This window comes from Bartonella queenslandensis AUST/NH15 (assembly GCF_000312585.1).
Taxonomy (GTDB): domain Bacteria; phylum Pseudomonadota; class Alphaproteobacteria; order Rhizobiales; family Rhizobiaceae; genus Bartonella; species Bartonella queenslandensis_A.
In genome coordinates this window covers 32959-37172 of record NZ_HE998006.1, presented here as the reverse complement: position 1 = coordinate 37172, position 4214 = coordinate 32959, and the positions used below count along the sequence as shown (strand labels likewise).

Sequence of the window (4214 nt, the reverse complement as noted above, 5' to 3'; positions counted from 1 at the left end):
ATCACTTACATCAATATGGACAACAATACCGCGTAACACAAGCCGCCACTGTTATACTCGACAATAACGGTGCTGTACGTGCCATTGTTGGAGGACTGAACTATAAAAAAAGCCAATTTAACAGAGCAACCCAAGGTGGACGACAAGTTGGTTCTTCATTCAAACCTTATGTTTACGCAACCGCTCTAGAACACGGTCTATCCCCTTCAACAACCGTTTTAGATGCCCCTGTCAATTGGGGTGGTTGGACACCCAAAAATAATTCTGGTCGTTATCTGGGAAAAATTGATTTAGCAACGGCTTTAGCCTTTTCCATTAATACAGTCCCTGTTTATCTCACCTATCAATATCTTAACCGCGATACCCAACCCATCATAGACCTCATCAAAAATATGGGGATTAATGCGCATATTTTATCACACAAAACGATGGTTCTTGGTACTTCCAACATGACCCCCATGGATCAAGCAACTGGCTTTAATGTCTTTGCGAATGGCGGGATAGCGGGTAATCGTCATGGATTCACACAAATAAGAACAATCAATGGACATGTGGTATGGAATTTCGAGCATAACGGAAAAAAACTACACCGCGTTCTCAGCAGACAATCAGCTGCTTATATGAACCAAATGATGGTGGGTGTCACAACACGCGGATCCGGTAAGCGTGCTGCTCTGCCCATGACTCTTGTTGCTGGAAAAACTGGAACATCACAATCCTACCGCGATGCTTGGTTTGTTGGCTTTACGGGAAATTATACGGGAGCGGTGTGGATGGGAAATGATAACTTTTCACCAATGAATCGTGCTTTTGGGGGTGGAGTTCCTGCTATGATATGGCATCGTATTATGCTCGCAGCACATCAAAATATCATGCTCAAACAGCTCTATGGTGTTAAAAATTCTCTCCTTCCTTATCCCTCCCCAACACTTTCCTCCCAAGAAGATTCTGACTCTTTCCCCCCAATACCTTCTACGCTTTCTCCTGAAACATTAAATATCGTGCGATTGATTAACAAAGATCTAAAGAAACCCTTTGCAATCTCCTTGAAAAGGACTGGAGACTCAACATTTTGAACTCAAGATATTCACTGATGTTTTTTAACATCACCATTTTCTTTTTTATTTTTGCTTTTTCCATTTTATGTGGAACACTGAGTGTTGATTATATGCTCAGTTCCTTTCCTCATTTTGGACGCTTCACAATTGGAAAATGGAGTGCTTACCCACAAGTGGGAACCACCAATATGGATCCTTATACCCGCGCCCGCACCGCCAAACAAGGTATCGTCTCACTCGGACGTACTGAAGGTATTCAATTTCAGATTTGGCAAGATAACCAAGGGCGTCCACTCCATCCTCACTGTCATTATTTACTCAAAGGTTATATCCCTGAAACCCGTCTTTTTACCCTTTATACCGCTGATAAATCGCTTAAACCCTATAGTTCATCGAAGAAAATACCTTTTGAACTCCACACAAACGCTATTACGTATGCGCATGATGGCTCATTGCACATCAATATTTCACCCACACCGCAAGCCGGAAACTGGCTTGCAGTAGTTAGTCAAAAAGAATTTGGGCTTATTCTTACTTTATACGATACCTCAATCATCTCTGCAACGGCATTACAAAAGCTTACGATGCCCTCAATAGAACAAATTCCATCAGGACAAATAAATTGTGACTAGATTTATTCATACCGCACTTCTTGCAATCATTGGCGCTATTATTGTTCATATTTGCGTTTTATTTCTGATCCCCACTTGGGCACAAAATAATATATGGACAACGCTTAAAAAGTCTGGAGCCCCTTATCAATTTGTTGATCTTACTCCCGATAATCCTATTCAACAATCTGCTGATCCACTCTTTCTTCTTAAAGTCTGCAGATTTAATCTTGAAAATGGACCTGTTCATTTAAAAGCTTTGAAAACACGACAATTTTGGTCACTGGCTGCCTACACACACAACGGAATTATTTTTTACAGCCTTAATGACCGAACAGTCCCTGATGCTACACTCGATCTTATCATTGGAAAACCAATACAAATAATAGAACTCAAAAAATCAACACCTAAAAAAAATGCCAATTCAGTTTTAGTTGCTAAAAATTTGAATGAAGGGTTTGTCATTTTACGTGTTTTTGCCCCTTCTTCCCTTGCAAAAAAAGAAAGTGAAGCTTTTCTTTCATCTGCTACTTGCCGCATATTTTATGAATAAAAATATTCTCACTTGTATAGCGATCTACTTTTTATAAAAATGAAACAAAAACCTTCAAAATGGTTATCTTTTTCCTCTATTCATTCAATATTCGAATTCAGATTTGTCTCATTTTAGATGCTTAAATTTTTTATTGAGGTAGAAAAATTTTTTAATCCTCTCACATAATCTTCTATTAAAATACAAACCATAGAGAGAGAAAGAGAAAAAATCAGCCCATTGATTATCAATATGAGATAGACATAGAATCTCTGTTTCACACATTCATATTATATTAACACTATTGATTTATAATAATAGTTTATTTCTATACATGTTGAATGAGCACTCCGAATATCATAGTATTTTCTCATTCCAAACGTGTCCCCATGTTGAATCAATTAAAACCATGTCTTTTGCATATTACAAATGAGAGTGGCGTGTGAATAAAAACTGTACAATAAAAATGCCTCTTATGAACCGTGTGCTCAAGGAGCTGCGTAACATTGAGTGTTAACAAATAAAATGATGCTGCTGTTTCTCTTCTTCATAAATGCCAAAGTGGAGATGTTTGATCGATTTATCGTTATTATCCTTCATAAGCACCGTCGAAACATGAGTGTGAAAAACGTTTAGAGATGTCTCTTCAAAAAAAGCGTTTGAATTGGCAAACCAATGATGTTCTTTTATTCGATAGGCTTATCCGACAGAAAAAACACCCCACAACGAGAAGAAAAAGAGTAAATTTCTAAACAAATAAGCTCGAATAACAACTGAAAAACTTGTTATTCGAGCTTATTTTTATGTATTGACAAACATTCTTACAAAACTCGCTCAATGACATAATTAAAGTGCTAAAGAAGTGCTTATTGTTTTCAATGAAAGCCCCAAAATAATCACAGAAAATTGATGAGACATCATGCATCCTTGACCTCAAAAATAAGTGCTTTACTTTTGTCTTATAAGCAGAAACTTTCAGTAAGATAAGTCATCTGAAAAAGCTTTGCTTATATTTTACAGTTGAGGGGAAAAACTTCATGAAGAAGAGATATGTTCGGTTAATTTCAAGAGCAGCGGTATGGTCCCCTCGATTTGGTGGTTTAGCCTTCTTTATTTTATTGTTTTCGATCATTTTACAACGTTTTTCCGTACTTAACGTAAGCGACTTCATAATCTTGATAGGAATCTCTACTTGCTGTGTGATTGTTTCTCTTTTTCTTGCGATTAAAGCACTTCATAGTTTGTGGGTCTATGGCGCCCTAGGGGGAATGAAAGCTTTAAAAGGAATTGTTTATTCGTTAATAACTGCGACACCATTGATGCTCTTTTTTGGACTTTGGTTTACCTTACCTGCTCTTTATGATATTTCAACCGATACACAAAACCCACCAGCTTTTTTTCGCGCAACACGCCCTCATGATGCTTTGCCACTCAAAAGTACCTTAGCTGAACAAGAAACATTACAGATGTCACAATGGCCAGAAATATCGGGGCGCCGTTATGATGGCTCACCTCAACGCATTCGCGAATCCGTTCTCAATGTTTTAGAAGCTTACGATTGGCCTATTGTCGCACAACGAGAATTCAAAGGCAAAGAAAATGAGATCTATCTTGAAACAAGAGCTAAAACTTTTTACCTTGGTTTTATTTCAGATATTGTCATTCGTTTAACGGATGAAGGTAATACAACCTTTGTTGATATGCGTTCTGCTTCTCGTTATTTACCAAGAGATTTTGGAACCAATGCTGCTTTTATTATCGATTTTATGGACGCTCTTGATACGGAAATCGCTTCCCTTCCTCTCTCACAAGACGATGAATAACCACCAAGAGAGATAAGGCATTTTATGTCCATAACAATTGCCCATTTTTCAGTATACATGATACATAAGCAAACAATCACTTTTCAAAAACTATAAACTGATAATCCTTATACAAAGATAATAATCTCAAAACAGCCCATGCTTGAAATAATTAAAAAGATTAGAAAATAGAAAATAAAAAACAGAACTC

Annotated in this window: 4 protein-coding genes; all 4 read left to right on the top strand. The window is 37.3% G+C overall.

Annotation, left to right across the window (positions count from 1 at the left end; all coding sequences use genetic code 11):
* The coding region (locus BN338_RS06750) for a transglycosylase domain-containing protein (RefSeq protein ID WP_280109526.1) at nt 1–1076 on the top strand (1076 nt) is incomplete at its 5' end.
* 17 nt (nt 1077–1093) lie between these two features.
* Complete coding sequence (locus tag BN338_RS06745) at nt 1094–1690, top strand: DUF1214 domain-containing protein (RefSeq protein ID WP_039760324.1); 597 nt, start codon at nt 1094–1096, stop codon at nt 1688–1690.
* The gene (locus BN338_RS06740) at nt 1683–2222 is read left to right on the top strand and encodes a DUF1254 domain-containing protein (RefSeq protein WP_039760321.1); all 540 of its coding nucleotides are present in this window, start codon (nt 1683–1685) and stop codon (nt 2220–2222) included. The genes BN338_RS06745 and BN338_RS06740 overlap by 8 nt, the downstream gene beginning before the upstream one ends.
* 1016 nt (nt 2223–3238) lie before the next feature.
* Nucleotides 3239–4024 carry a DUF1499 domain-containing protein gene (locus BN338_RS06735; RefSeq protein ID WP_039760317.1) on the top strand — a complete coding sequence of 262 codons (786 nt, stop codon included), beginning with the start codon at nt 3239–3241 and terminating at the stop codon, nt 4022–4024.
* Nucleotides 4025–4214: the final 190 nt, after the last annotated feature.

Excerpts from the sequence above, each read along its gene's own strand:
- BN338_RS06745 (WP_039760324.1), top strand. The coding sequence starts at position 1,094 with ATGTTTTTTAACATCACCATTTTCTTTTTTATTTTTGCTTTTTCCATT.
- BN338_RS06735 (WP_039760317.1), top strand. The coding sequence starts at position 3,239 with ATGAAGAAGAGATATGTTCGGTTAATTTCAAGAGCAGCGGTATGGTCC.